General features: G+C 70.0%; 26 protein-coding genes and 1 pseudogene. 10 read left to right on the plus strand and 17 right to left on the minus strand.

Annotated features, from left to right (window positions below):
- The first annotated feature begins 137 nt into the window (after positions 1 to 137).
- From EIY87_RS35860 to EIY87_RS35870, 3 genes are all read left to right on the plus strand, one after another.
- Positions 138 to 2,288 carry a hydantoinase/oxoprolinase family protein gene (locus EIY87_RS35860; protein WP_125314394.1) on the plus strand — a complete coding sequence of 717 codons (2,151 nt, stop codon included), beginning with the start codon at positions 138 to 140 and terminating at the stop codon, positions 2,286 to 2,288.
- On the plus strand, positions 2,285 to 4,591 hold the full coding sequence (locus EIY87_RS35865) for a hydantoinase B/oxoprolinase family protein (protein WP_125314395.1): 2,307 nt from the start codon (positions 2,285 to 2,287) through the stop codon (positions 4,589 to 4,591). Before EIY87_RS35860 ends, EIY87_RS35865 begins: the two co-directional genes overlap by 4 nt.
- A 329-nt stretch (positions 4,592 to 4,920) precedes the next feature.
- The gene (locus EIY87_RS35870) at positions 4,921 to 5,331 is read left to right on the plus strand and encodes a hypothetical protein (protein ID WP_125314396.1); all 411 of its coding nucleotides are present in this window, start codon (positions 4,921 to 4,923) and stop codon (positions 5,329 to 5,331) included.
- A gap of 33 nt (positions 5,332 to 5,364) precedes the next feature.
- Here EIY87_RS35870 and EIY87_RS35875 read toward each other — a convergent pair whose 3' ends face one another.
- Positions 5,365 to 6,612, minus strand: a complete 1,248-nt coding sequence (locus EIY87_RS35875; RefSeq protein WP_125314397.1) for a helix-turn-helix domain-containing protein — start codon at positions 6,610 to 6,612, stop codon at positions 5,365 to 5,367.
- Positions 6,613 to 6,617: 5 nt separating this feature from the next.
- Complete coding sequence (locus tag EIY87_RS35880; protein WP_191984393.1) at positions 6,618 to 7,034, minus strand: NUDIX hydrolase; 417 nt, start codon at positions 7,032 to 7,034, stop codon at positions 6,618 to 6,620.
- Between the two features lie 162 nt (positions 7,035 to 7,196).
- Between EIY87_RS35880 and EIY87_RS35885 the strand changes: the two genes are divergently transcribed.
- From EIY87_RS35885 to EIY87_RS35905, 6 genes are all read left to right on the plus strand, one after another.
- Entirely contained in the window at positions 7,197 to 7,955 is a 759-nt protein-coding gene (locus tag EIY87_RS35885; protein ID WP_125314400.1) for a TauD/TfdA family dioxygenase, read from the plus strand.
- The gene (locus EIY87_RS35890; protein WP_125314402.1) at positions 7,952 to 8,254 is read left to right on the plus strand and encodes a hypothetical protein; all 303 of its coding nucleotides are present in this window, start codon (positions 7,952 to 7,954) and stop codon (positions 8,252 to 8,254) included. The genes EIY87_RS35885 and EIY87_RS35890 overlap by 4 nt, the downstream gene beginning before the upstream one ends.
- 10 nt (positions 8,255 to 8,264) lie before the next feature.
- The gene (locus EIY87_RS35895; protein ID WP_125314404.1) at positions 8,265 to 9,368 is read left to right on the plus strand and encodes a radical SAM protein; all 1,104 of its coding nucleotides are present in this window, start codon (positions 8,265 to 8,267) and stop codon (positions 9,366 to 9,368) included.
- Between the two features lie 18 nt (positions 9,369 to 9,386).
- Positions 9,387 to 9,557: a hypothetical protein gene (locus EIY87_RS47870; RefSeq protein ID WP_158641430.1), complete on the plus strand. Its 171-nt coding sequence runs from the start codon at positions 9,387 to 9,389 to the stop codon at positions 9,555 to 9,557.
- Between the two features lie 78 nt (positions 9,558 to 9,635).
- On the plus strand, positions 9,636 to 10,505 hold the full coding sequence (locus EIY87_RS35900; RefSeq protein ID WP_125314406.1) for a GNAT family N-acetyltransferase: 870 nt from the start codon (positions 9,636 to 9,638) through the stop codon (positions 10,503 to 10,505).
- 44 nt (positions 10,506 to 10,549) lie between these two features.
- Entirely contained in the window at positions 10,550 to 11,347 is a 798-nt protein-coding gene (locus tag EIY87_RS35905) for a protein kinase family protein (RefSeq protein WP_125314407.1), read from the plus strand.
- A 484-nt stretch (positions 11,348 to 11,831) separates the two neighbouring features.
- On the opposite strand, the gene EIY87_RS35910 is transcribed toward EIY87_RS35905, so the two are convergent.
- The 5 genes and pseudogenes from EIY87_RS35910 to EIY87_RS35925 all read right to left on the minus strand — a co-directional run bounded on the left by EIY87_RS35910 (position 11,832) and on the right by EIY87_RS35925 (position 16,588).
- Complete coding sequence (locus tag EIY87_RS35910; RefSeq protein ID WP_125314408.1) at positions 11,832 to 14,279, minus strand: serine/threonine-protein kinase; 2,448 nt, start codon at positions 14,277 to 14,279, stop codon at positions 11,832 to 11,834.
- 194 nt (positions 14,280 to 14,473) lie between these two features.
- On the minus strand, positions 14,474 to 14,836 hold the full coding sequence (locus tag EIY87_RS35915) for a hypothetical protein (protein ID WP_125314410.1): 363 nt from the start codon (positions 14,834 to 14,836) through the stop codon (positions 14,474 to 14,476).
- 105 nt (positions 14,837 to 14,941) lie between these two features.
- A pseudogene (locus tag EIY87_RS49180) lies at positions 14,942 to 15,122 on the minus strand (DNA-binding response regulator); the annotation flags it as partial.
- Positions 15,123 to 15,402: 280 nt separating this feature from the next.
- Entirely contained in the window at positions 15,403 to 15,687 is a 285-nt protein-coding gene (locus EIY87_RS35920; protein ID WP_125314411.1) for a hypothetical protein, read from the minus strand.
- A gap of 40 nt (positions 15,688 to 15,727) precedes the next feature.
- Positions 15,728 to 16,588, minus strand: coding sequence for an N-6 DNA methylase (locus tag EIY87_RS35925; RefSeq protein WP_125314413.1), 861 nt, complete (start codon positions 16,586 to 16,588; stop codon positions 15,728 to 15,730).
- 93 nt (positions 16,589 to 16,681) lie between these two features.
- Between EIY87_RS35925 and EIY87_RS35930 the strand changes: the two genes are divergently transcribed.
- Positions 16,682 to 16,975 (plus strand): hypothetical protein, encoded by a 294-nt coding sequence (locus EIY87_RS35930; RefSeq protein WP_125314414.1) that lies wholly within the window; start codon positions 16,682 to 16,684, stop codon positions 16,973 to 16,975.
- Here EIY87_RS35930 and EIY87_RS35935 read toward each other — a convergent pair.
- The 10 genes from EIY87_RS35935 to EIY87_RS35980 are packed head-to-tail and all read right to left on the minus strand — an operon-like array spanning position 16,946 to position 26,129.
- Positions 16,946 to 17,389: a hypothetical protein gene (locus EIY87_RS35935; protein WP_125314416.1), complete on the minus strand. Its 444-nt coding sequence runs from the start codon at positions 17,387 to 17,389 to the stop codon at positions 16,946 to 16,948. The genes EIY87_RS35930 and EIY87_RS35935 overlap by 30 nt on opposite strands.
- Complete coding sequence (locus EIY87_RS35940; protein WP_125314417.1) at positions 17,386 to 17,619, minus strand: hypothetical protein; 234 nt, start codon at positions 17,617 to 17,619, stop codon at positions 17,386 to 17,388. Before EIY87_RS35940 ends, EIY87_RS35935 begins: the two co-directional genes overlap by 4 nt.
- A gap of 55 nt (positions 17,620 to 17,674) precedes the next feature.
- A complete protein-coding gene (locus EIY87_RS35945; protein WP_125314418.1) occupies positions 17,675 to 17,980 on the minus strand; it encodes a hypothetical protein in 306 nt (101 codons plus the stop codon).
- Positions 17,981 to 18,028: 48 nt separating this feature from the next.
- A complete protein-coding gene (locus EIY87_RS35950) occupies positions 18,029 to 18,475 on the minus strand; it encodes a hypothetical protein (protein WP_125314420.1) in 447 nt (148 codons plus the stop codon).
- Positions 18,472 to 20,403: a hypothetical protein gene (locus EIY87_RS35955; RefSeq protein ID WP_125314421.1), complete on the minus strand. Its 1,932-nt coding sequence runs from the start codon at positions 20,401 to 20,403 to the stop codon at positions 18,472 to 18,474. Before EIY87_RS35955 ends, EIY87_RS35950 begins: the two co-directional genes overlap by 4 nt.
- Positions 20,403 to 22,769, minus strand: a complete 2,367-nt coding sequence (locus EIY87_RS35960) for a hypothetical protein (protein WP_191984394.1) — start codon at positions 22,767 to 22,769, stop codon at positions 20,403 to 20,405. The genes EIY87_RS35955 and EIY87_RS35960 overlap by 1 nt, the downstream gene beginning before the upstream one ends.
- Positions 22,770 to 22,781: 12 nt before the next feature.
- Positions 22,782 to 23,087 carry a hypothetical protein gene (locus EIY87_RS35965; RefSeq protein WP_225440254.1) on the minus strand — a complete coding sequence of 102 codons (306 nt, stop codon included), beginning with the start codon at positions 23,085 to 23,087 and terminating at the stop codon, positions 22,782 to 22,784.
- Positions 23,087 to 24,178, minus strand: a complete 1,092-nt coding sequence (locus tag EIY87_RS35970) for a DUF4417 domain-containing protein (RefSeq protein ID WP_125314425.1) — start codon at positions 24,176 to 24,178, stop codon at positions 23,087 to 23,089. The genes EIY87_RS35965 and EIY87_RS35970 overlap by 1 nt, the downstream gene beginning before the upstream one ends.
- The gene (locus EIY87_RS35975) at positions 24,175 to 25,278 is read right to left on the minus strand and encodes a ParB N-terminal domain-containing protein (RefSeq protein ID WP_125314426.1); all 1,104 of its coding nucleotides are present in this window, start codon (positions 25,276 to 25,278) and stop codon (positions 24,175 to 24,177) included. The genes EIY87_RS35970 and EIY87_RS35975 overlap by 4 nt, the downstream gene beginning before the upstream one ends.
- Complete coding sequence (locus tag EIY87_RS35980) at positions 25,275 to 26,129, minus strand: replication-relaxation family protein (RefSeq protein WP_225440255.1); 855 nt, start codon at positions 26,127 to 26,129, stop codon at positions 25,275 to 25,277. The genes EIY87_RS35975 and EIY87_RS35980 overlap by 4 nt, the downstream gene beginning before the upstream one ends.
- Position 26,130 lies beyond the last annotated feature (1 nt).

Consider the following 26,130-nt stretch of genomic DNA (forward strand, 5'->3'; position numbering starts at 1 on the left):
GTTAACGACATAGTCGAGTATTTGACGCCAACGACCACTCGTCGTCAACCCCGACCGATCCGGGTTGACTCTTGTCACATGCGTTGAATAGTCTACGGCACAGTTAGCAGTTCTTCCCGCGCAAAGGAGCGTGAGTCATGGCCTATGTCATCGGCGTGGACGTGGGTGGCACGTTCACCGACGCCGTTCTCGACGACGACGCCGGGACCGTGCTCGCCGCGAAGTCCCCGTCCACCCCGCCGGACTACTCCCAGGGCGTGCTCGACGTGCTCGAGCTGCTGGCCGAGCAGCTCGGGGTGTCACTGCCGGAGATGCTGGCCGACACCCACCACATCGCCCACGGAACGACGTCGTCGCTCAACGCGCTGGTGATGGGCAACGTGCCGCCGGTCGGCTTCCTGACCACCAAGGGCCACCGCGACTCGATCTTCATCATGAACGTCGAGGGCCGCTACCTCGGCCGGTCGCCCCACGAGCTGCAGAACGTGCTGGGACAGCGCAAGGACCACGGGCTGCTGCCCAAACGGCACGCGCTGGAGGTGACCGAGCGCATCGACCGCGACGGCACCGTCGTCGTCACCCTCGACGAGGACGAAGCCCGCGCCCGGATCCGGGAACTGCTGGCCGACGGGATCCGCGCGATCGCCGTGTCCCTGCTGTGGTCCTTCCGCAACCCGGTGCACGAACAGCGGATCCGCGAACTGATCGCCGAGGAGGACCCGGACGTCTTCGTGACGCTGTCGTCCGAAGTCAGCCCGCGCATCCGCGAGTTCGCCCGCAACGCCACCACGATCATGAGCACCCAGATCGGCCCGGGACTGCGCGACTACCTCACCACGCTCGAGGACACCCTGCGGGAGAACCGGCTTTCCGGGCCGCTGCTGGTGATGCAGAGCAACGGCGGCGCGGTCGCCGCGCGGGAGGCCCCGGCCGCGGCGATCAGCACCGTCGGGTCCGTGCTCACCGGCGGCGTCGTCGGCTCGGTCGCGCTGGGCCGCCAGCTCGGGCACCGCAACATCATCTCCACCGACGTCGGAGGCACCACGTTCCTGGCCGGACTGGTCGTCGACGGCGAACCGGTGCGCGACACCACCACCGTCATCAACCACCACCCGATCAACGTACCCACCCTACGGGTCGACGCGATCGGCTCCGGCGGCGGCGCGATCGCCTGGCTCGACGCCGGCGGCAACCTGCGCATCGGGCCACACAGCGCGCAAGCCGTCCCCGGTCCGGCGTGCTACGGCAACGGCGGCACCGAGCCGACCAACACCGACGCCAACCTGGTCCTCGGCATCCTGCCCGAGCGCGGCCTGCTCGGCGGCCGCAAGCCCCTGTCGCTCGAACTCGCCCGCGAGGCGATCGACACCCGCATCGCGAAGCCGCTGGGCCTGACGGTCGAGGAAGCCGCCGCGGCGATCTACACCGTGCAGAACGCCCAGACCGGCGACCTGCTGCGCAAGACCGTCGTCGAAGCGGGGCACGACCCGCGCGGGTTCGTGCTCTACGCGTTCGGCGGCGCCGGACCGGCGCATTGCGCGGGCTACGCCGCCGAAGTCGGGTGCACCGAAGTGGTCGTCCCGCTCGGGCCGGTCGCCTCGGCGTTCTCCGCCTTCGGTCTCGCATCCTCCGACATCGTCCTCGCCGCCGAACTCTCCGACCCGTTGCACGTGCCCTTCGACCCTCAGCGCGCCGAACGCAACTTCGCCCAGCTCGAACAGCAGGTCCGCGACGGCCTGGACCGACAGGGCGTCATGTTCGAAAAGGTCGAGCTGCACCGGGAAATCGACATGCGCTATTCGATGCAGCTCGCCGAAGTCACCACGCCGGTCGTTGCCGGCCCGCTCGACACGGCCGCAGTCGAAGAGGCCACGACCGGCTTCGAGGAGCGCTACGCGGCGCAGTACGGCAAGGACGCCGGGTTCCGCGAAGCAGGGATCCAGGCGATCACCTTCCGGGTCCGCGGAATCGGCATCCTGCCGTTCAGTCCGCAGCTGCCGCCCGTGCCCGCCGCGGACTCCCCCGACCCGTCGGCCGCGCGCACCGGCCGCCGCCCGGTGTGCCTCGACGCGGCGGCCGGCTACGTCGACACCCCCGTTTACGACTACCGCGAGCTGCGCAGCGGGCACGTGCTGACCGGCCCGGCGATCGTCGAGGTCCCGACCACCACGGTCGTGGTGCCCGCCGGCACAACCGGCACCGTGGACGACCTCGGCAACCTCCTCATCCGCGCGGGCGTGCCCGCCACCGAAGAATCCACCCTCGTCACCGCCGGGAGTGCGTCATGAGCATGCCGATCCCAGGCTCGGAGCAGTTCTCCAGCCGTCCCGTCGACCTCGGTGAGCTCCGGCGCTCGCTGCCGTCCTCCTTGGACGTGCACACCGTCGGCCAGGAGCAGATCGACGCACTCGACCCGCTGACCTACGAGGTCGTGCGGCACCGGCTGTGGTCGGTCACCGACGAGATGGGCGAGGCCCTCAAGCGCATGTCCGGCTCGCCGATCGTGACCGACGCCAACGACTTCGACTTCGCCATCTCCGACGAGCTCGGCCAAGAGGTCCAGGTCGGCCTCTACAACACGATGCTCGTCGGGGCGGTCGACCTCGCCATCTACTGGACGCTGCGCAACCGCGCCGCCAACCCGGGCATCGAACCCGGCGACATGTTCCTCTGCAACGACCCCTGGGTCGGCGGCGGCCTGCACCAGAACGACGTCATCGTCTACCAGCCGGTCTTCCACGAGGGGAAGCTGTTCGCCTGGACCAGCGCCATCGCCCACCAGCCCGACCTCGGCGGCGTCGGCCTCGGCTCCTTCTCGCCCGCCGCCGAGGACGTCTTCTCCGAATCCCTGCCCACCCCGCCGGTCAAGGTCGTCCGGGACGGGCAGCTGCAGCGCGACGTCGCCGACCTCTGGGTGCGCCGCTCCCGCGTCCCCATGCTCGTCGGGCTCGACCTGCGCGCGAAGATCGGCGCGAACAACGTCGGCGCCGAACGCCTGCACGCGCTGATCGACCAGTACGGTGCGGACACCGTCAAGGCCGTCATGAAGCGGATGATGTCCGACGCCGAAAGCCGGTTGCGGGACAAGCTTTCCGCCCTTCCCGACGGTACCTGGACGGCCACCGGCTACCAGGACCAGTCCCACGAAGGCGACCGCGGCCTGCACAAGATCACGGTCACCACCACCAAGACGGGCGATCACCTGACGTTCGACTTCACCGGCACGGACCCGCAGGCCGGCGTCATCAACTGCACGTACGCCGGCATGCGAGGCGGAGTCATGCTCGCGCTCCTGCCCATCCTCGCCGGCGACATCCCGTGGTCGGCCGGCGGGCTGATGCGCTGCTTCGACCTCGTCACCGAGGAAGGCACGCTCAACAACGCCACCTTCCCCGCCGCCGTCGGCCGCGGCCCGATCGGACCGGCGTGGCTGACCGGCAGCCTCGTCGCCGAGTGCCTCTCGCGGATGCTCGACCGCGACCTGGAACTCGGCAAGAACGTCCAGGCGACCTGCTGCGGCACCTGGGACACCGCGGTCATCGCCGGCCTCGACGAACGCGGCGAAGCCCCGGCACCGTTCCTCTCCATCATCATGGAGCCGATGGCCGGCGGCTACGGCGCTCGCCCGGACGCCGACGGCATCGACACCGGCGGGTTGTTCTGCATCCCGATGGGCCGCGTCCCCGACGTCGAGATGACGGAGTTCCTGTACCCGGTGCTGACGCTGTGGCGGCGTGAAGTCCCCGACTCCGGTGGCCCCGGACGCCACCGCGGCGGACTCGGTGCGTCGATCGCCATGACCCCGCACGGCACCAGCATCCCGATGGGGCTGGTGCTGGCGTCGGCCGGAAAGGCCGTGGCGCAGAACAGCGGGCTCGCCGGCGGGCACCCGGGCAACAGCGGCCTCGACGTCGTCGCGCGGCAGAGCCGGGTCGCCGCCCTGTTCGCCTCCGGTCGGATGCCCTCCACATTGGACGAAGTGAGCTCGGTGCTGGAACCCGGCCAGAACTACGCCTCCAGCTACCTCGCGCCGGGCGAGGTGTTCGCGATGACATGGCAGGGTGGCGGCGGCTACGGCGACCCGCTCGCCCGCGACCCGCAAGCGGTCGCCCGTGACCTGCGCGAGCACAAGATCACTCCGGCGGCAGCCACGTCGGTGTACGGCGTCGTACTGCGCGAGGGCGCCGTCGACCCGGCCGCAACGGTCGCCGAACGTGCCCGGCAGCGCGATGACCGCCGCTCGCGCTCACAAGAGCCTGGGGCAACTCTCGGCAAGACGGATCTGGCAGGCGCCCGCCGGGTGGACGACAATCTGGTCGAACCGGCCGACGGCGGTCTCGCCTGCGGCCACTGCGGCGAGCGGCTTCGAACGGCCGACGGCGAACCGGCCGTCGCGGTCCACGAAGGCCCGCCCACGGAGGCCGGACCGCAGATCCTTGCGACCGCCGCCGACTACGTGGACACTCCGGTGGTGTTCCGGCAGTACTGCTGCCCGTCCTGCTGGACCGCGCTGTACTCCGGCGTCGTCCCGGCCAGCCACCCGGACGCCCTGGCTGCATTCGGACACCGGACCGCCGCGCCAGTCAACTGACCCGAGCCTGCCGGGATGGGACGCACTCCCGCCCCGGCAGGCTGCGTCCCGCTCCCAACGCCGCCGTCAAGAATCAGGAGCGAACAACCCTTCAATCATTTTTCCCTCACTCCGCAGACCTTCGCGGACTGATGAGGCGCAGTGTGGTCCGGTGGACCGACATCGTAGCGGCGGCGAGACGCCAGCCGTTGCCCGCGGCGAGGTCAGGATTCAGGCGATGTGGCTCGAGTCGATGAAGCCGGCGCCGGTGCCGGCCACCATGGAGCCGGGGACGGCGAAGCCGGTGGAAGCGCCGAACTGACGGCCGATGAGCTGGATCTGGACACACGATGACTAATCCGGTGAAGGTACGCGGCACTGAAACGGTCGAACGCAGCGTTCAGGTCCGTGTCGCAGGCGACATGATCGACGGCGATCGAGGAAGTGACGACGACGCCAGCCGCGTCGAGGACTCCCGCAACCGCGTACACGATCGCCGCGTACCGGGCAGGGGCCACATCGCGTGGCAACCGCACCCGAAACTCACGCAATTCGTGCCCAAGCCGAAGATCGACAAGCGGTACGCGTCCTCAATGGGCGGCGACCAGGTCGTTCAGCTCGCGCCCGGCGTGTACGCCGAGGCCGTGCCCGGCGGCGAGCTCGGCACCCTCGACGACTACAGCGGGCTCACCGGGAATTGCGCCGCGATCAAGCGGTACACGGAGGCGCACCCGAAGGCTGGCGGTTCTACCTGCTGGTGACCGCCCAAGCGGCTTCGCCGAGGTAGCTGGCCGCTAGGCAGCGGGCGAGAGCAGGCCGCGAAGACGTTGTAGTGCAAACCGGCCGGCCTCGGCGATGGCAGGCAGCTGGCCGTGCTGGGCGGCGCGGACCGCTCGCTGCAGCTGGTGCGGCAGGCGGCGCTGCTCGGCTGTCGCGATCGCCGTAGTCAGGGCTTCCTCGGCGCCAGCCTGTTCGCCGGTCGCGGCGAGGACTTCTCCGGCGGTGACTCGCTCGATGACCTGCCACTGCGGTGCGGCGGGTTCTCCTGCAACCGAGTCGAGGACTCGAAATGCGTCGTGCGGCCGGTTCAGGGCAAGCAAGCCCCGGGCGTGGATTTCGCGCAGCGTGAAGGGGTTGAGCAGCAGTTCGGTCCCGGTCGCTGAATCCAGGCGTCGTCGGCAGCCGTCGATGGCGCCGGCGAACTGGTCCGGCAATCCAGCGTCACCGGCAGCTCGGGCGAGCAGCGCGAGCGCAGCACCGTGCCCCGCCGCGGTCGTGGACACGGCAGCAGCACGTTCCAGCCGAGCAACGGCGGCGTGGAGGCGACCTGCTTTGCGGAGCTCATTGCCGTGCATCCGCAACGTGTCCGCCAGGAATTCATCATCGTCGAGGTGGCGGGCCAGGACGAGGGCTTTGCCAGTCCAGGCCGCGGCGCTGGTGAGGCGCTCCTCGGGCAGTACCGTACCGAGGGAGACGCCGAGAGCCAGGCGCGCAGACGCGAGCAGGGACAAGGTGTCGCGTTCAAGGCGCCCTTCAGCAGCGCGGGCCTCGAGCCGAGCAGCCAGCGGCCACAGCTCGTTGACGGCTTCGACAGCCCGGCCGGACTGGCGGGCGATCTCGGCCAGCCGCACCACGCTGTCGCCGAACTGCACCAGCGCGGCGAAGTCGGCGTCGTCCGGGTCGGTGACCCCGAACAGGTGGAACGGCAGCCCGAGGGCACGGGCGATGTGCCGCCGCCCGGCTACGTCGCCGGGGGTGCGTTTGCGGGTTTCGATCAGCGCGACGTAGGACTTGTCGTAGCCGAGCAGCGCGGCAAGGGCCTCCTGGCTCAGCCCGCTCGCCGCCCGGTAAGCGCGCAGGATGGACGCGAGATCCCGCGAGCCGAGTGCCGCCGCGGCCGCGGGGTCGGACCACATCCAGACCGCGGGCGCCAGCCGGGGCGGCCGCAGGGACAGGCTGGTGGTCGCGGCGCGGCAGGCCGGGCAGACCGCGCCGCGGACGTAGCGGCCCAGGGCCGTCCCGCAGCGTTCGCAGCCGGCCATGGTCGCTACCGCGCGGCTTGCAGCGTGCGGAGCCGGTCGAACCAGGCGGCGATCGAGCGCTTGTACCCGTCCGGCATGCGCAGCCCGGACACCTCGTGCTCGGCGAACTCGGCGATCCGGCTGTGCTCGTGGCTGAGCACCGGCGCCGCGTCCGACGCGCAGGTACAGCCGTAGGTCACGATGAACACGTCCTTGCCGGCCACGGCGATGTGGTACACCCACGCGTCGAGGATCTCCGCGACGTCGACCGGCAGCCCGGACTCCTCGGAGATCTCCCGCGCAACGCACTGCTCGGGGGTCTCCCCCGGTTCGATCCGGCCCCCGGGCAGCTCCCATTCGTCGCGCTCGTTGTGGACCAGCAGCACCCGGTCGTCCCGGATCAGCACGCCCTTGATCGACACCGGGTATCGGGACTCCGCCACCGGCACCAGCCTCCTGCCCTCAGCACCACCGCTGTCACCGACCGTAGCAGCGCGCGGTCGTAGTCCACGCCGCCGCGGGGTTGACGATCTGTCAGTGGACGCCGAGCTGCCGGACCCGATGTGCTGGCCGAACCGACGAACCACCACCGAAGGGATGCCACCATGGCGATGACCGCGCTGACGGAGTGCCGCGTCGACATCGGCGCGGCAGGCGGCGTCGGTGAAGTGGCCGCCGTGCTGGCCCGGGACGGCATCGCCCTGTTCGACGGCGTGCACACCGAACAGCAGATGCTGCACCTGGCCGTCCGGCTCGGCCGGCTCGTGCCGCACCGGGACAGCACGCGCTCGGGCCTCACCGTGATCTCCGACCGCGGCGCGGTTCGTCCGCGTGCCGGGCAGGTCGGGTTCAGCAGCCACGCCTTGGCGGCGCACACCGACTGCTCGGACCTGCCTCGGCCCCCACTGCTCGTAGCGATGACCTGCGTCCGGCCCGCCGACCGCGGCGGCGACTGCGTCCTGGTCGACGGACGCGCCGTCCACGCCGAACTCGCAGCGACCGCGCCGGACGCTCTGGCCGACCTGACAACGCAGCGTGGCGCCTACTTCGGCGGCGCGGCCGGAATCGTCGGAAACGTCTTCGAACCCGGCCCCGGCGGGCTGGTCGGCGTCCGGCTCCGGCGCGACGGCCTGGCCCGGTTCGCGCCGCACACCCAGCGGTGGCTCGGCGTGCTCGCCCAGGTCGTCGACCGCCACTCGATCACCGTCCCGACCGCACCCGGCAGCGCCTACGTCGTCAACAACCGCCGCTGGCTGCACGGCCGCACCGCCTTCACCGGACCGCGGACGATGCACCGGGCTCTCATCGACCCGCACCCGGCTTGGCGCATCCCCGCCGGCTTCACCCCGGCGGTCACGCCATGACCAACGTCGCCGCGCCCTACTGGGTCTCCGAACTCCATGACCTCGTCGGCGAGCTGCGGCGCGGCAAGTGGGCGATCGCGCGCTGGGAGGACCTCGGCCCGGACGAAGATCTCGCACACTGGCAGGCCGTCGTGAGCGACGCCTGCGCCGACGACGTCGACCCGCTGTTCATCGACATCCGCCGCCGGAGCCTCACCGTCGTGCTCAACGGCGCCCTGCCCGCGCCGGACGCCGACCAGATCCACGCCTCGATCGCCGCCATCGAAGACAGCCGCTTCACCGGCCGCCCAATCCTCTGAAGGAGCCTCCGTGTACGACGTCATCGCGAGCCCGTTCCTCGACGAATACCTCGTGCTGCGTCCCGGAAGCGAGTCGGGCATCCGGCTGCCGGTGCGGCTGTGGCAAGAGCTGTCGTCCGCGGCCACCGCCGACGAGTGCCCGCGCTGGCTCGTCGATGCAATTCGCCAACGCTGGCCGGACCTGGATCCCACCGGCCGGCGGACCGGCGACGTCGTACTCGTCCGCGCTCAGTCAGATCACGCCTACGGCCGCGCCTCCTACGAGCTGAACCTGGGCTGCAACTACGACTGCGAGCACTGCTACCTCGGGTTGAAGCGGTTCGAGGGACTGTCCTGGCCGGACCGGGAACGGCTGCTGCAGTTGCTCGCCGACGCCGGGGTGCTGTGGCTGCAGCTGACCGGCGGCGAGCCGCTGATCGACAAGCTGTTCCCCGAGGTCTACCAGCGGGCGTTCGAGCTGGGGATGATGCTGTCGATCTCCTCGAACGGCTCCCGCCTGGCCCGGCCCGAAGTCCTCGACTTGTTGACGCGGTGCCGGCCGTACCGGCTCACGATCAGCGTCTACGGCGCCACCGCGCAGACCTACGACGGGCTGACCCGCCGCCGGGGCTCGTTCGCGAAGTTCTCCCGCGGCCTGGCCGCCGCGCACGAGGCCGGCCTGCCGCTCAACCTGAACCTGATCGTCACCCAGCACAACGCCCACGAGCTGGACGCGATGAAGGCGCTCGCCGAACGCTACGAACTACCGCACCACGTGTTTTCGAACATGTCGCCCACGATCTACGGCGGCGCCGAGAGCCTGCCCGCTCAGTCGCAGGAGTACCTGCGAAAACGGAAGCCGTTCACCGGCTGCCATGCCGGCCACACGTTCTTCCACGTCGACCCGCACGGCATGGCCAGCATCTGCAAAGTCGGCCGCGACCCCCAGGTGCCGCTGCTCGAGGAAGGACTGCCTGGGCTGGCGCGGCTGGGCGGCATCGCGGACCGGCTGCTGCTGCGCCAGGGCGGCTGCGCCGGCTGCGGGCTGCAGGGCAGCTGCGGCACCTGCATGCCGCTGGTGACCCTGTACCGGAAAGCGAAGGCGCCGCTGAGGACCTACTGCCAGCACCGATGAATCGAGAGGAGGAAAACCATGACCGCCGTCCTCGTCCCGCTCGAACGGCGCGACCCGAGCGGCACTACCGTCCCCGTGCCGCTCGTCGCACCGCAGGGACCGGCCGACATCGAGTTCGTCGAGCACCTGGACGAGCTCGTCGAGTCGTCGAAGTGCAGCTGCAACGCCGGTGACGACAACCCGTACTAGCACCCCGCTCGGTGACCTCCGGCGTGTTCCACGCCCGAGGTCACCGAGCAGCCCAACGCAGCCGGGTAGCGTGCCGGCATGCGATTCCGGCCAAGCTGGTTGCGGCGCGTGCTGCAGGCGCCCGTCGTCCCCACCCTGGGACCGGTGCACCCGGACACACTCGGCCCGGAGATCTTCGACGACGTCGTCGCGGTCGCGCACACCGGGGAGATACTGCCGTTCGACAAGGAGCGCCGCTGGTCGGCAGCCAAGTCCGAGAGCGTGCTCGTCGACGAGATCGTCCACCGCCCCGACCTCACGATCCTCCCCACGCTCTCGCACCGCGGAACCGGCATGATCAAAATCCACGTCTACAGCCCGGCCACACCCGACATCGCAGCCCTCCGCCAGGCGACTCGCCGCTGGTGCGCCGGCCACGGCGCGGCGTCCGGCCGCCTCCTCTGGTTCACCGCCGAACCTCCGCAGACGGACGCCGGCGTGACGCGGATACTGCTCAAGGACTTCGTCAGCGCCCCTCTCTCGATCCCTGCGGAAGCCGTCGAACTCGACGCCTGCCCGCCTCGAGTGCAGGACACCTTCGCGGACTTGGCCGAGCAGCTGCTGGACACCGGGTTCGGCTTCCTGCACCGCCGCTGGCGCACCGGCCGGGTGGACGGTCCGATCCTCGTCGCGGTCGACGACGATGTGATCGTCGGGGCGATCGGGCCGCTCACCGTGATGCCCGATCGTGCCGGGACGCTGACCTTGCTGCCGCAGTACTTCGGGGTCGCGCCTCGCCACCGAGGCCGGGGGCACGGCCGGGCGCTGTGGCGCTCGGGCTCGGCCTGGGGCGCGCGGCACGGCGCGCGCTACCAGCTGCTGCAGGCCGCAGTCAGGGGGCCGTCGGAGCGACTGTTCCGTTCCGAAGGGCTGACCACCCTGGGCTTCACCTGCGCGGTGTCCGCGTGACCCAGTCCGGCGTCGGGGCGTCCATGGGCACCCGCGGACGCGTCATGTTCGACGTCCTGCCGGCGGTGGCGCGTGCCGCGGTCGCCGCCGAGATCGGGACCATCCGTCGCATCGAACCGGTGGGCAGCGGGTTGAACTCCACGTTCGCCGCCGTGCTGCACACCGACCACACCGCGGTGTTCGTCAAGGCAACGCCGAGCGATCATCCCCGTATCCGTGGTCACCAGCGCGAGGCCGCGATCGCTCCGCACACCACCGGCATCGCGCCGCGGCTGCGCTGGCAGCTGGATGCCGGCGGCTGGAACCTGCTCGGCTTCGACCACCTCCCCGGCCGCACCGCCGACCTTGCTCCGGGCTCCCCCGACCTCGCCGCCCTGGCGAGCAGCCTCACGCGGCTGGGTGACCTCGTCCGACCGGAACTGCCGCTGCGCCGGATCGAGCAACGGTGGGCCGGACTCGCCGGGGACGCCGACCTCGCGCTGCTGGCCGGCGACCACCTGCTGCACACCGACCTCAACCCGAACAACATCCTCATCAGCGGCGGCCGTGCCTGGCTCGTCGACTGGGCTTGGCCCACGCTCGGCGCCGGGTGGATCGACCCGGCGTGCGCGGCCCTTTGGCTCATCGCCGAAGGCCACGCCCCGGCCGCCGCCGAAGCCTGGGCCCACGAGCTCCCCGTCTGGAGCCATGCGACGCAAGCCGGGCTCGACACCTTCGTTGCCGTGAACGTGCGCCTTTGGGCTCAGATTGCCGATGAGGACCCGCAGCCGTGGAAGCTCGCCCTGCGTGATGCCGCCACCCAATGGCAGACGTACCGGCAGTCTGCCAACGTCGGCTGGTGACGAACCCATCTCCCGCCGGACGTGCGCTTGCCCGCCGGCTCGGCCAGTGCGACGTCGAGCCCATCCCACCTTCGCGGACGTACTCGGCCGCCGGCTCGGCGAACAGCATGAGGCCCGTCGGGCCAGGAAATCTCGGGGTTGAATGTCCCACTTGTCCCGAAGATCGTCTTGCCAGCGGCCCCCTGAGAATGTTCCGTGTGTTCAAGACCGGCTCACCGATGAACACAACGGTCCCCGCCTGGCACGCACCGGGAGATGCCGTACGTCTTCGTAGGTTCCGGCCCGACGGCGGCCGGTGGTCTCGGCCTCGTCGCCAACCCCAGTCGTGCCAACCAGCCTGCCCGCAACATCGTGACCGAACCCATCGGAGCGGCGAAGCGGGCAAGTACGTCCGGGCCGGGGAAGTCCTTTCACCACGCCGGGCAAGGTTTCGGCCGACGACCCGAAGTGCACCATCGTACCGCCGCGTGAGCCGCTTGATTTTCTAGCTGGAAGCCAGTTCAGGTACGGCTTCCAGAGCGCTTTTGAGGTCGACGGCGTGCGCAAAACGCTTTTCGCGGTCACGATCGGTCGCTTGCTTGATCACCGCCCGGAACTCCGGTGAAACCGGGAGCTTGTCCACGTCGATGTCATCGTTGAGGATCCGGGCGAAGATGGTAACCATTCGATCACCCTCCCAAGGAACTCGGCCCGCCAACGAAAAGTACAGGAGCAGACCGAGGGAGTAGATGTCAGCTCTGACGTCGACCGGAAGATCGTTGAGCTGTTCCGGTGCCATGTAGATCGGGGTTCCCACGATGCCGCCGGTGAAGGTGAGCCGCGTGCCGGCGGTTTCGACTTCCCGGGCCAGTCCGAGGTCGATGATCACTGGCCCCCGATCCGGGTGCATCATGACGTTGGACGGTTTGAGGTCGATGCGGACGAGGCCCCGGTTCTCGAGGTAGTTCAGCGCACCCGCCAGGGCGAGACCCAGCTTCGCCGCGGCCACCGCTCCCAACGGCCCCTCGGCATCGACCTCTGCCCGCAACGTGCGCCCGGGCAGCAGCTCCATGACCAGCGCCAAGCCGTCGGGAGAGTCCGCGACGACGTCGTAGGTCTGCACGATCTGCGGGTACTTGATCGTGGACGCGATCGCCGACTCCCGGCGGAAGCGGGCCACCGCCTGCTCGTTCATGGCCATGGCAGGACGGAGAACCTTGATCGCGACCTCAAGCCCGGTGCCAAGATCACGCCCGCGGTACACCGTGCCCATACCGCCTTGACCGAGCAATGAACGCAGTTCGTAGCGCGAGCCGAGCGTCCGGATCCCCAGAACCGACTCTTCCGCAACGCTGACCTCCGAGACGTCCATGTGCCGGAACGTCAATCGCGAGCCTTCGAGGACAGCTCGCTCGCTCTCGTTGTGGATGGCGAATCCGAGCAGCGCCCGAGTTGCGTTGTCGGCGAGTTTGTAGACAGTCAGTTGAGCTTCCGCCACGTCGCCGATCACCACCGCACTGAAGTCCTGCGACCTGACGATTTCGACGACTTGATATTTCACCAGATGGCCGAGCAGCCGCTCCACCACGCGCTGCGACAGCTGGAGCAGGGGATCGAGCTCGGCATCCTCCCCCTCGCGTACCAAGTCCGTGGCCGTGAAGGGATCCCCAGCACTGCGGACTATCCAGTCCACCGTGTAGTACGCACCAAGACGGCGCCTGTCCTGGTCCAGCGAGGCAGGGAACAGTTGCTCATGGCGGTCGGACACGAAGTAGTCCGCGAGGATTTCCTCCAGTCGGGCGTAGAACTCGAGACGACGCCGCTCGGTTTCATCAACGCAAAGGAAAGGCTGGTTCCCGTCCCAGGTCATGAACGCGTTGAACTCCTGCAGCAGGCGCCGCGGCACACCACGCGCTTTGAACTTGAGATAATTCGCGAGGAGCGCGATTTCGCCGACCGGCTTCTCCTCCGCGGTTTCCGAGACAACCGCGTCCAGCAAGCGTTCAGGAGCCTCCCAGGTGCACGGCACGTAGGTCAGCCACGAGAACACGCTTTCGTAGACACTGTTGCCACGGCTGGCGTCCTTCATCGCGCGGTCGTGCAGGTCGGGGCCGGCGATCAGGAGGAAGTGCGCACCGACCATCGTCAGCACGTTCTTCAGGCCGCTGAGCAGTTCTTCGATCGCGGCCACACCTGATTCACCGGTGGTCAGCTTGTCGACTTCGTCGAGGACGATCACCAGGTGCAGCCGGGATGAGCGGTGCCGCCGTCGCGCCCATAGCCGGCGTAGCCAGGATCTGGACCCCCGACTGAGCGCGCTGTCCGCGTTGAGCAGCGAGATGATGCGCATGAGATCGTGTTCCACATCAGTCTCGGAGTACGCCAGGAAGGACGCTTCCGTCGCCAGCGAACGAGTCCGCTTGGCGGACAGGTTCACTTTCGGAACGGCTACGCTGGCGACCGATTTCCCGGCAGCGCCGCCGAGTTCGATCGAGCCGCCTTTCTCCGTCGCCTTGGTCTGGGTTTCCTTGAACGACAGTGAGGTGCGCATGTAAGCCAGCAGCAACGACTGCTGGGTTTTCGGCGAAAGGTGGCTGAAAACAGCTGAATCGTTCAGCGTCTCGAATATTCGGCGAACCAGTGCGAACAGCAGCCGGTCGGTCGTCGTCGACCGCGCGACACTCAACACGACCGGCAGGACCGCGGTGCCAGGATCCGACTCGCGCCGCATTTGCTCGAGCGCGCGCAACACCAACGTGGATTTTCCGACACCGCGAAAGCCAGCCACGAGGAACGCGCCACCGCGAGAATGGGCGATACGACTCCGGATTTCCTCGATGATCTCCGCGTTGCCGAGGAGAGCCAGCGCGTCCTCGTCGACGTGCAGCGGCTCGTTGATGTATCGGAAGGTCTCCCGGAGAGCGATCCTCACCATTTTCTCCACTCGATCCACGTGCGAACGCTTTTCCAGCCTTCATGAAAACTGTCGCAGGCCCCGCGCGAACGCTACGACCGACACCGGATCGTGATGCCGCCGAGCAGTCTCCCCGGAGACAGGGACCGGCGTCACCTGCCGAGGCCGAAGCGGACTTCGCTGACGGTTCCGCCCGGCTCTCCGCTCTCGGCACCCAGCACAACAGCACCACGTCATCCACCCACGCGATCCCGGTCAAATCCGGCGAACGCCATCGTTTCGGGCACGACCCGGCGCAGCAGCGCGAGGTCGCGCTCGCCGACCACGAAATTGACGGCGCCGACCACGTCCGACGTCGTGCCGGTCGCTGTCACGTGTGCGGTGGACACGCCCCGGAGGACGACCCGCGCGTAGATCTCGGTACTCCGGATCAAGTCGCGCGAGTGGCGTGCGCGCGTCACCGCCAGCAGAGGCGGCGCTCCGGGAACCACGGGCAAGTCGAATGGCTCGGCACCGGCTCGGTCGCGACCGGACGTTCCCCTGACCACGTACGTGGCGAACGCCGCGCAGAGGATACCGCCGACGGGGCGGCACATCCGTCACGAAATTACGACCTTCGGCGGATATGGTGCGGCCGCACCTTCCCCACGCGCACCTTCGCGCGTTGCCGATAGGTCAACGTGGCGCTGAGTGCGCCCAGCGAACCCGGCCGCACCCGGGCACATCGCGCGAATCAGGTAGCCAGGGCCGGCTGAACGTGGGGCAGATCAGGACGCGGCAGGCCAACATCGCGGGCCGCAACTCGGCGATGACCGCGAGCCGGTCGCGACCGGGCATCTGCACGTCGAGCAGCGCGACATCCGGACTCGCCCGCCGGGCCGCCGGCGCACCAGGTCAGAGCAGCCTGAGGAAGGCGAGCGCTTGGACCCGGGGCCAGGCTGTCGAGCTGCTTCAGGAACTTCGCTCGCCGACGCAGCGCTTCGTCAGGCCAATTCGGCCAGGACCACGCGGGGACCGAGACCCAGAGCAGGCCGTTGACCGCGGCGCAGGCAACGGCGAGTTCGTCGGTGTCCGCACCGAACCAAGGCACCTCGGTCGGATCGAATCCGCGGTTGCAGACCACCGCCGCAGCGGCGCGGAGAATCCCACCGCGCACCCGCCGTCAGGACGACTTGCGGGGTCGCCCGCCTCCGACTCCGGGCCCGGGGCGACCGGCCGCCCACGTCTCGATCTCGGGTCGGCGCTTCCTGGACCACCCGGGAGTGCGGCCGACGATGACGTCGGGTTCGGGGAAGGGGTGAGTGTCGGCGTAGCGGGTGCGCCAGTTGGCGACCGCCCGGTGGCTGATGCCGAACCAGCCGGCGATTTCGACCATGTCGACGTAGCGGTGCGTCGTATCCGGCTTCGCCGGAGGACCGTCGGTGATCTTGCGCTGGCCGTCGCCCACTGACCGAAGTTAGCAGGGATTCCTGCCACGACCTGCGCACCTAGATCGGCGTGTTCCCCAGCTCCAGTGCCGCCAGCACGCGGCGGAGAACGTCGACCTGCTCGTGGAACTGCGCCTTCTGCCGGTCGGCCGTCGCCGACCAGTCGGCGTCGGCCAGCGGGTCTCCGACGTAGAGGACGACGTTCGGGCCGAGCTGCCAGATCAGGCTGTTGACGGCGGCGGCCGCGACCGCCAATTCGTCGATGTCGGCGCCGTACCAGGTCATGGTCGCCGGGTTCAGGCCGCGGCCGCGGATCACCTGCGCCGCCGCGCGGAAGAGCCCGCCGGTGCCGACCGTGTCGTCGCAGAACACCTGGCCTGGCCGAAGGTCGCCCAGCATGACCGACGTCAGGGCGCACGCGACGTCGCCGGGCGTGTACATCTGGGCGTTGACCTGCGCCGCCGCCGGAGATCGCAGGGCGCCCAGCACGGGGCCGAGAAGGTCGGCGTCGAATCCGCGATCGCCGGTCGTCAGCTCGACCTGCCCGGCGGCGAGAGCGGCGTCGGCGGTGCGCTTGACGCGGTCGGCGAACTTCTCGTCCTCGTCGCCCAGCCAGCCGAGCATCGGCGCGGCCATGCGGACGACGTCCGGCTGCCGGAGCAGCACCCCTCGCCACACCAGCCGGGCCAGCGCAAAAAACTCGGCTGGCGACCGAGCCTGCACCCATTCGGCGAACCCGGCCGTCGGCTCTGCGTTCAGACTGGCCACGGCCAGGGTGGCGACCACTCCCAGCGGGACTTCCGGCCAGTCCGGGCCACCGCCCTTGTGCCAGGCCTCGGTCACCTTGACCGCGATCTTCAGGGCGTGGCACTCGGCGTTGATCGGGTCTCCTGCTCCTGCTTTGCCAGCGCGGTGCTGCATGACTGTACCCCCTAAACCTCGTTGACTTAGTTCTCACAGTTTGCCTACCGTAAACCAAGAGAACTAAGTACACAAGGTTGAGGAGGATCCGCAATGGACATCAAGGCGTTCTTCCGAAAGGCGTGTCCGGGCTGTGGCACCACTGTGGACAAGAAGCACGCTCGAACCTGCGACGTCGCCCGCTGCATGAAGACGGGCCTGCAGCGAAGCGGCTGCACTGCCGGGCATCGGTGCGGTCACGACCGTTGGGACGGTTACTGGCCGGGCTGGCAGGACTGCCTGATCCTCGACCTCACCACCGACACCGGCTTCCCGGACCTGAACCGGCTCTACACGGAAGCAACCTGGGATCCCTCATCACGGCGCTGGCGCATCCCCGAACGCTGACCGCCACGGCCCAGCGATGCGGAGATCCGCGCGCGCCGCGGCCACGAAACACTCGATCGCGTCCTGGAGCCGCCGCCGGGCCGCGTCATCGTCACCGCGGTGGTATTCCTCCACAGCACCCCCGAAACCGGGACGGCTGGCACCCTGGATCGTCCGCACAGTGTCCACAAAGGACCGTGCTGCGGCGAGCAAATCGTCGAGCCTGCCGTTGAGGAGTTCGTCACCGAAGAAGGTGGCCTGGACGACGGCGTCCTCAAGTGCGATGAACGCCGGTGTCGGGTCGACCGCGGCGCGGTCACGCCAGACCGCGAGCCGGTGCAGCCGGTAGGCGGCGAGCGTGATCGCAGGGAACAGCTGCCCTTTCCGTTGCAGGACCAGGTAGTCCTCGGCACCGTCGTCCAGGCCGGTGGTCATGGGAGGTCGTAGCCGAGGTTGGTCGCGACGTCCTCGACGAAGTCCGAACCGTCGATGCCGGGGTCGCGGTCCTGCACGTCCCAGGCGACGTCGTCGATCGCGTCGCCGCCGTCGCCGAGCGCGCCGGCGACCATGCCCACCATGTCGCGGGCCTGGTCCATGTCGATGTCGTAGCGCTGCGCCGCGCAGGTGGCGGCGTGGTCGAGGTCGTGCTCGTTGTATTCGTCCACGGTGTCTCCGAACTGTCGGTGTGACGAAGACAGGGCCACGCCGAGGTCCGTTGATTCAGCACCGGCTGGCGAGCACGAGGCGTACTTCGGCGCCACGCCAGGCACTGGGGTCGGTCGCCGCGGCCGGGTGGTAGTGCCAGGCGGGGTGGTTGGAGCTGGCCAGGGTCCGCCTGCACCGGCAGCGCTCGGTGCGCCACCAGCCCGGGTGGATCTTGAGCCGGACCCGCCCGCTCCCCAGCTCCGCGCGAGCGTGCCGGATGATCTCGTCGAGCGTGCTGCCTCGGACGAGCAGCTGGCCGTGGGCTTCGCCGTGGTTGGTGACCCATTCGACAGCCTTGAGCGTTGGCGTGGTTTCTCGCATGTGGCCTCACCGTCCGGTGAAGACACGCCGATGCCGCCGGGCCCGGATTCAGTCGTGGTCGAGCGCTTCGATCTCGGCGCGCTCGAGGGCGGACAGCGTGGCGGTCCAGGTGTCGAAGTCCTGCAGCACGGCGAGCTGCGGACCGCGGGCCGGCTGGACCACGGCCCGCTGTCCGGTCATCAGGCCGAGATCCAGCCCCTCCCCGTTGGCTGCTGCCGTCCTGACGTGCAGGGCTCGACGGCGAACCACGCCGATGTCGAACGCGGGCAGACCGTGTCGGCATCCGGCGGGGACAACGAGCGGGCGGACCCAGATCACCGCGGGATCGTCGTCATCGCGGCGGGCGTGCCGGGCGAGCGCGGCGCGGAACACCTCGACGCCTTCGTCGAACACAGCGAGTTCCGCGCCGGGCAGCTCATCGCCGTCGTCCTGCCCGCGGCCGGTGAGCAGGTCGTTGAGCGTGCCCCAGAGCTGGGCGGCGGAGAGCTGATTCATGCGATGACGACCTCCTCGATCGGCTTTCCGGCGATGGCGGTGACGCCCTTGGCCTGCAGCATGGCCCGGATCTCGTCGCGTTGCGTCGTGTTGCTGCAGAGGATGCGGCTGGGGCCCTCGGCGCCGAGCAGGTCGATGCCGTCGGCGAACATGACCTCGTTGCTGGAGCCGCCGAACTTGGCGATCTTGAACGGGTCCTTGGTCGACTTGGCGCCGTACTGGCTGATCTTGGCCGGGTTGACCACGCCGTAAGTGTCGCCGTTGGCGCCGTAGTAGTCCGCCCGCGAGAGCAGCCGTTCGGGCTGATCCCAGACCAGCTTCGGTCCCGAGGTCACCGAGGAGGTCTTCCGGACGCGCAGGAACACCGAGCTCGCGCCGCCGGTGAGCTTGTCCGCCGATTCGCTCATGCCGATGTTCTGGTGGGTACCCATGGTGGTGCGGCGTTCAGTGGACGCGAGCACGCCGGTGGCCAGCATCGCCTTGAGCCCGGCGAAGGAGGTCGCGTGCACCAGCGACCGGCTGGCGACCATGCTGCTGAGCTTGCCGAGGGAGTTGCCGACGTCGAACCGCGTCCAGGTCAGCCAGCCGGCCGACCGCCGCGGTGCCGGGTCGTAGCCGGGGCTCACGGCGAGCGCGGCGCCGTCGGCGAATCCCGTGGCCTTCGCGAGGGCGTCGCGCAGAACCTGCACCTTCGCGGGCAGCGCGCGGGTGTGGGCTTCGAGCTGGATGTTCTTGGCGAAGGCGACCAGTTGCGGTTCGGTCATGCCGACGGCTTCGTGGGCGCGTTCGTGGAAGATCTCCTGCCGGACCATCTCCTCCAGATGATCCCCTGTGACGCGCGCGCCGGCGACCTCGGCGTCGCCGCCCAGGCTTTGGGCCGTGACGTTGGCCGTGAGGTAGCTGTATTCGCCTTCGTCGCGGGTCATCGGGCGATTGGCCAGGTTCAGCCGGCCCAGCCGCTGGACGAGTTCGGGACCGTTGCCCTCGCCGGCGGGGGCGATGACCTCCAGCCGGCCGCGCAGGCTGTACTCGGTCGTCGTCGGGTCGTTGATCCCGTACGGGCGGTAGACGGCCTGGTAGCCGTCGCCGAGGTCGATGGCGTATTCCTTGCCCAGGACATTTGTCGCGCGGGCACCGTCCCAGCTGGCTTGCCCGGTGCTGGTGTCCAGCGTCGGCTTGATCCGGGTCGCGTCGCGCAGCACCGCCACCGCGCTCGCCCCGGCGGCCTCCGGCGGCAAGGCCGGCACCATGACGGTGACCAGCGCGGTGCCCTCGTGCAGGAACGGCGTGACGTGCTCGACCGGGGTTCCGGCGGCAACCGCGTGCTGGACGGCCTGCAACCGGGCGAGGTAGTGCTCGAGCATCGCCTGCTCGACCTGCGAGGCCCCGTCACCGAGATCCTTCTTCAGCGCGTCGAGGGCGGCTTTCGCGGCGTCGATCTTCTTCGCCGTCGTCGGCTGTGTCCCCTGGGTCCCGTTGACGAGGTGGTGGTTGACGCTCTTTGCCGCGGTGATGATCTTCTCGGCGACGTTGTGCGTCTCGTCGACCGGCAGCCGGCCGGTGACCTGCTGCTCGACCTGGGTCGGGACCATCTCGGGGCTGATGTTGAGCGCGTCCAGCAGCTTGGCCTCGGCGTCTTCCTCGACGCGGGCGTGCAGCACGCTACGAGGCCCGTTCGTGCCGTGGTAGCTGACCAGGGTGGCGGTCGAGGCGAGCAGGTCCGCGCCGCCCACCAGAACTGGCTCGCCGTAGGCGTGCCCGACGTCCGGTGTCAGTGGGATCGGCGTGACCGGCAACTGCCCCGGATCGAGGGTGACCGGCTCGTTGACGACCTCGGGTGGAGGTGGCTCGTCGATCGTGGGCAGTTCGCCGCCATTGGCGGGAGCGATCGCGTAAGGGGTGTGGGCGGTCTTGGCGTTGGTGCCCATCAGGTCTTGCCGAGGTACTGCAGCGCCGAGGCGGAGGCGATCTTCAGCTCGCCGGTGAAGAACTTCACGAAGTCGCGCCGCAGGTTCTGCTTGCGCTCCACCGCGTGGTCGAGGAATGCCTCAGCGACCTGGGTGTTCGTGACGGCGGACTCGGCGATGCCATGGGTCTTCGCCGCGCGGGCCCGCATCGGCGCGACCCAGGTCAGGTTCTGGCTTGCGCCGGCGTGGGCGACGGTGTGCAGCGTCGCCCGCCATTCGGCGTCCGGGACGGATTCGAGCCGGCGGATGACCGCGTGTGCCGCGGCCGGATTGACCTGCACGCCCTTGCCGAGTTGGCCGGCCAGGTGCGCGTCGTAGACCTGGTGGTAGACGGCCGTGGTGCTGGGCCGGTAGCCGAGCTTCAGCTTGTCGCTGCCGAAGTTCTTGAACGACTGGCCCTGGTCGATCGGCACGAGGCCGCCGGAGCCGGTGCGCAGGACGTTGTCGTGGTGGGCGTCGTGGTTGCCCAGTGCCCAGCTGGTGACGTGGAGCCGGACGATCTCGTCGACATCGGCCTGCGACCAGCTCGACGCGCTGCCCGAGATCGGCTTCGCGCCGGCCAGCAGCGGCTGGACGCTCACGGGGTGGCCGTCGACCTTGGTGGCGTAGACCGGCACGACGGGCAGCCCGGCCCGCGCGGCGAGCCGGGACGCCGCGGCCTCGGTCTGGGTGATCGCCCCGCCCTGCGCTTTGCTTTCCCGCTTGGCGATCCACGTAGTCCCGTCGGGTCCTGTGTGGAGGGTCTTGGGATGGGTGCCGCCGAGGTTCGCCGGGGTGCCCGATCCGAAGTCCCAGGCCGCGACCGCTGCCGCGTCCATCGGTTTGGGAACGGCGGAGTGGGCTGCCTGAGCCTGCTGAAGAGCAGCCACGAGCTGGGCGTGCTGCATCCCGAACCGGCTGCGCGGCTTGCCCTGCTGCGACGATCCTGCGGATTTCGCCGGCGTGACCGGGACCGCGTTCTTGACGGCGTTGAGGTGGCCGTGCAGCAGCGAGCTGAGCTTGGACTTGGTCGCCACCGCGGCGTCCAAAGAGGTCGCGATACCCGTGTCGGTGACAAGCTTGCGAAGGTCGCCGACCTTCTGCTTGTCAGCCCAAGCGAGGACTTCCGCCTGGCCGGCGTGCATCACAGCCTGGTTCAGCGGCGCCGCGACGAAGGTATCCCACGACGCAGCAGCGGCGTGAACCTCCGCGATCGCCCGCAGCTCCTGGATCAGCCCTCCGGCGGTCGAAAGGGAGATCGGGCCGACCTCGAGCGCGGCGGTGACGTGGGCAGCGCAGGTGGCGGAGTTGGCCAGCAGCGCCGTTCGTTCAGCGACCGTGTCGGCGATGTCCTGGCGTTCGACAGCCGGGGTGGAGGCGCGCATGAGCTGCAGGACCTGGTGGGTATCGAGTGTCTGCAGCTGCGCGTCGGTGATCTGTCCCTGGTCCTTCGCCGCCGCCACCGCGCTGGACAGCTGGGCCGGGGTGACGGCGCCGAGGAGTTCGTCGACGTGGTGGCGGGCCGCCGCGGTCGCGGTGCCGTAGTCGGTTCCCGATTCGACGTTCTGGGCGGTGACGATCCGGTTTTCCCAGTGCAGCAGGGACGCGATCTGCTCGGGTTGGGCGCCGGTGCCGTGCTGGGCGACCTGCGCGGCGGCCGCGTCGAAGTCCGATTGCGCTTCAGCGAGGTCGGCGTCGGTCGCCAGCCAGCTTTCGAACCCCTCCGGCAGCGCGAGCGACGCCGACGGGAGGTCCCACTGGCCGAGGTTCTTGCCGTTGATCTCCTGGCCGGCGCACAACGCGTCGTGCCGCGCCTGCGCAAGCGCCTGGATCTTCTTCTTGGCCGCGGCGTCAGCCGGGATGGACGGGTCGAGCCACACCGCGAGGGGATGCGGCGCCTGCCCGCTGAACCCGACCAGCGAGGGGTGCTCGAACCCGGACGCCGCAGCGACCGTCTCAAGCTCCTCCGGCGCGAGGTCGCCCAGGTACTCGGCGGTGAGCGCCTGCAGCTGCTGGTGGTACGGGCCCGCGACGGTGTCGGAGAGCTGGCTTTCTGCGGCGAGCGCGCCGGCGACGGCGGCGGAGAACACGCCGTAGCCCTCGACGGGGTCGTCCGGCAGGTCGATCGCGGGCGGGCTGTGCGGATCGGCGGGGTCGACGCCGCCGGCCACGATGCCGGCGACGAACTTGAGATCTTCCTCCGCGGCGTTCGCGGGCTCTTCGGTGAGGGCGCAGACGGCGGCGAAGTGCTGCAAGAGCGCGTCACCGTTCGGCGCGGCCGCGGTCCCGGACGCGCCGGTGGGTGCGACGGCGTAGGCGGCGTGGCCGGCCTTGGCGTTCGTTCCCATGCCCGCCGCCGGTCAGCGTGCCGATCCGAGAACGTCGTCGACCTGCGCCCGGACGACATCCGCGAGCTCGCCATCCAGGAGCGGTTCAACGCGAGCAGCCGACGCGACCGCGGTCTCGGCCCACCCGGTGATCCGCTCGACGACCTCAGCCGGGCCTGCGCCGGCCAGCCTTTCGCGCCAGATCCGGCTCGCGGTGTGCTCGCGCGGGACCCATTCGACGAAGACCTCGGGCTCGTCGATGCCCAGGACGCCGACCGGCGTGCTCGCCACCCCGTGGATCGGTGACCAGCCGAGCAGGACCCAGATCTGCCGCGGCATCAGGCACCTCCCCCGGCGGTGACGGTGCCGTGCGGCAGCAGGGAGGCCATGAACCGGACGGAGCGGGCGAAGGCGTCGGGGATGCGAGCGTGGACGTCCTGGCGGCCCTCCGGGGTCATCACCGCCCCGTGCAGCGCGTACTGCGCTGGGTTCTGGCTGATCACCACCAACCGGTCGCCGAACAGCCCGAGAGCGGTCTCGATGCGGTCCCGCCGGGACAGGCCGTTGAGGATGACGACGAGGTCGGGCGGGATGTTCTCGGCCAGCCAGGACAAGCCAGGCAGCGCCCAGGTCTGCCAGTTCGCGTTCTCCCGCACGGTCTGAACGTTGATCGCAACCGCGGCCGGCTCGGTCTCGATGGCCCAGTCGGCCAGGCGACGCAGGTCTTCGAGGCGGTACCAGTACAGGTTGGGCACGGTTGGGACGCCGGCCGCGGCGAACTCGGCGGCGGCGATCAGCGAGCGGCGCATGTTGATCAGGTGCTCGGCGCGGGGCCAGTTGCCGTAGATCGAGTAGTTCGGCGCCAGCACCAGCCCGAACCGCAGGGCCGCGATCCGCGTGATCAGGTCGTCGCGGTGCCGGGCGGTCCAGAACGCTTCGACGAGCGGGTCTTCGCCGTATCCACTGAGGACGGTCAAGGTGGTGTCCGGCACTTCAAGGATTTCGGCGGCGGTCCGGCCGTTGCTCCAGCGCGGGTAGAGGGTGTGGGTGCGGGGAGAAAACACCCGCCGCAGCCCGACCGCGTAGGCCGGCCACCGCACGACCGCGTCGAGCTCGGCGACGCTGGAGCCGTCGACCTGCGGGATGAACGCCGGCAGCGCGGACGGCAGTGGCGTGCCGACGGTGAGGTCGTCGAACTCGAGGGTGCCGCCGACGTCGCGCATCCAGGCGTCGATGTCGGTGCGGGAGCCGCAGCGGATCGGGCACGACGTGCACGAGGAACGGGCGCAACCGCAGTAGGCGCAGTCGGAATTGCAGCCCGAGCACAGCGGCGCGATCGCGACCGCAGGCTCGGCGCCGACGAACCAGGGACAGCGGCCGCAGTCGCACCGCGCTGCCGGCGCGCTGGGCATGCCGAGGAACGTGCTCATGCAGCTGCTCCTTTGTGGATGACGTCGCCGAGCTGGTCCAGCAGCAGCGCGACCGAACCGCGGTCCTGCTCGCCCAGCTCCGCGCCCTGAACGAGGGCGAGAAGCAGCTGGCGCAGGGCGGCGAGAGCGCGCTCGACGAGCCGCGCATCGACGGCGGCCACCTGCGCCTGAGGTTTCGCGCGGAGCTTGTCGGCGCGCGCGGCGTCGGCATGCTCTTGGACGCGCTCGGCTTCCTCCAGAGCTTGCTCCGCGCTCAGCTCGCCGTCGGCTGACGCGGCCGCGAGCGCGGTAGGAAGGAGGCGGGTGCGTCCGGTGTGCTTGACCGCGGCCCAGATGTCGGCGGCGGCTTGCTCCCGGCCGCGGCGCAGCTCGACGAAGCGGATGCGAGTGTGCAGGGACACCTTGGCCTCGTCCATTTCCTCGGCGACCTCGCGCGGCATCTCGGCGAACGCGCGCACCAGCTCGCGGGCCTTGCGCGGGCTCAGCTGCAGTCCGAGCCGGCTGAGGACCTCCGCCCACGGCGCGGCGCACGTCTTGTCGCTGCCGCGGATCCGTTCCATCGCGGCGAACCGGGCGATCGGGTCGTCGATCGCGTACACCTCGGCCGGCACCGCGTGCCCGCCCGCCAGGAGCTTCCCCAGCAGGACAGCGCACCGGTCGAGGACCAGCGCGGCGGCCAGCTCGCCGGGCCGCAGGCTCTCCCGGGCGAGGTTCTCGACCAGCTGCCAGATCCGCCGTTCCTCATCCGACAACGGCCCCGGGCACACCACCGCGGGCAGCGCGGCGAAGTGCGGGTTGTCCGGCCGGTGGACCGCGCCCCAGCGGCACGCGCGCAGCCGCCGCTCCCCCGCGGCCAGCTTCATCGCCGGATGCGACCCGTCACCGCGGTCGATCTCCTCGACGAGCACCGGCTGCAGCACACCCACGCTGGCGATCGAGGAAATCAGGTCCGCCAGGTCCGCCGGCGTGGTGGCGTCGCCGGGCAGCCGGCCCTGCAGATCGGTGAACGGCGAGCCCTCGCCACGCAGCGGCAGCAGCGCGAACCGGCGCTGCCGCAGCCGCGGGGACAGCCCGAACTGCGCCACGACCTCGCCAGTCACGTCAGCCTGCCGAACACCGGTACCCAGCGCGGATCGCCCAGCAGCGGCATCGCCACCCGCTCCAGCGGACCGGCGGCTCGCAGCCGCGGCAGCGTCGTCGCGACCATGTCGACCCGCCCCGCCGCGGTGCTCACCACCGGCATCGCCTGGGCGTGCGCGCGCAGGTCCACCAGCCGCCGGTCGAGAAGATGCTGCTCGGCGCCGGACAGGACGATCAGCACGCGTGGGAACCGCGGATACCGCTCCCGCCACGGCGGTCGCCGACCCGCGCCGGCCGGAGCGTGGTCGTGGTAGCGGACGTAGCCGGCCAGCTTGCGGGCCAGCCGGGCCACGGGCATCGTCGCCCGGTCCAGCTCGACGAACAGGGTCCGCTGCGAACGCCGGCCGGCCTCGTCGAGCACGTAGTGCAGGACCGCGTCCGCGATCACGACACCGCGGCGGTCACCGGCGCGATCGCGGAACCGGTGCGCGACCTCCGGGGTCCATGACAGCGGCCCGCACTCGTCGCCGCGGGCTCGGGCGGCGTCGACGAACGTGAGACCGGTCTCGACGACGTCGAGGGTGTGCTCCTGCAGCAGATGTGCCACCGCTGTACCCGGCAGCCGGTAGGCGCGGGCGTCGACCGTCCCGGCCGACTCCACAACCTCGGCGCCGGCCGGGGTGACGTGCCAGGTGCGGGGCCGGTGCTCGCGGATGATCCGGTCGGCCAGCCCGGCTCTCCGCAGGCCAGCGAGCTTCGCGCGGACGGTCACCGGTGACAACCTCGGAGCCACCAGCCGCCGGACCTGCTCGGTGGTCACCAGCCGATGCCAGTACACGACGGTCAGGGCTTCGCGTTGGAAGGCGTCCATG

The sequence above is a fragment of the Amycolatopsis eburnea genome (assembly GCF_003937945.1).
Lineage (GTDB): Bacteria > Actinomycetota > Actinomycetes > Mycobacteriales > Pseudonocardiaceae > Amycolatopsis > Amycolatopsis eburnea.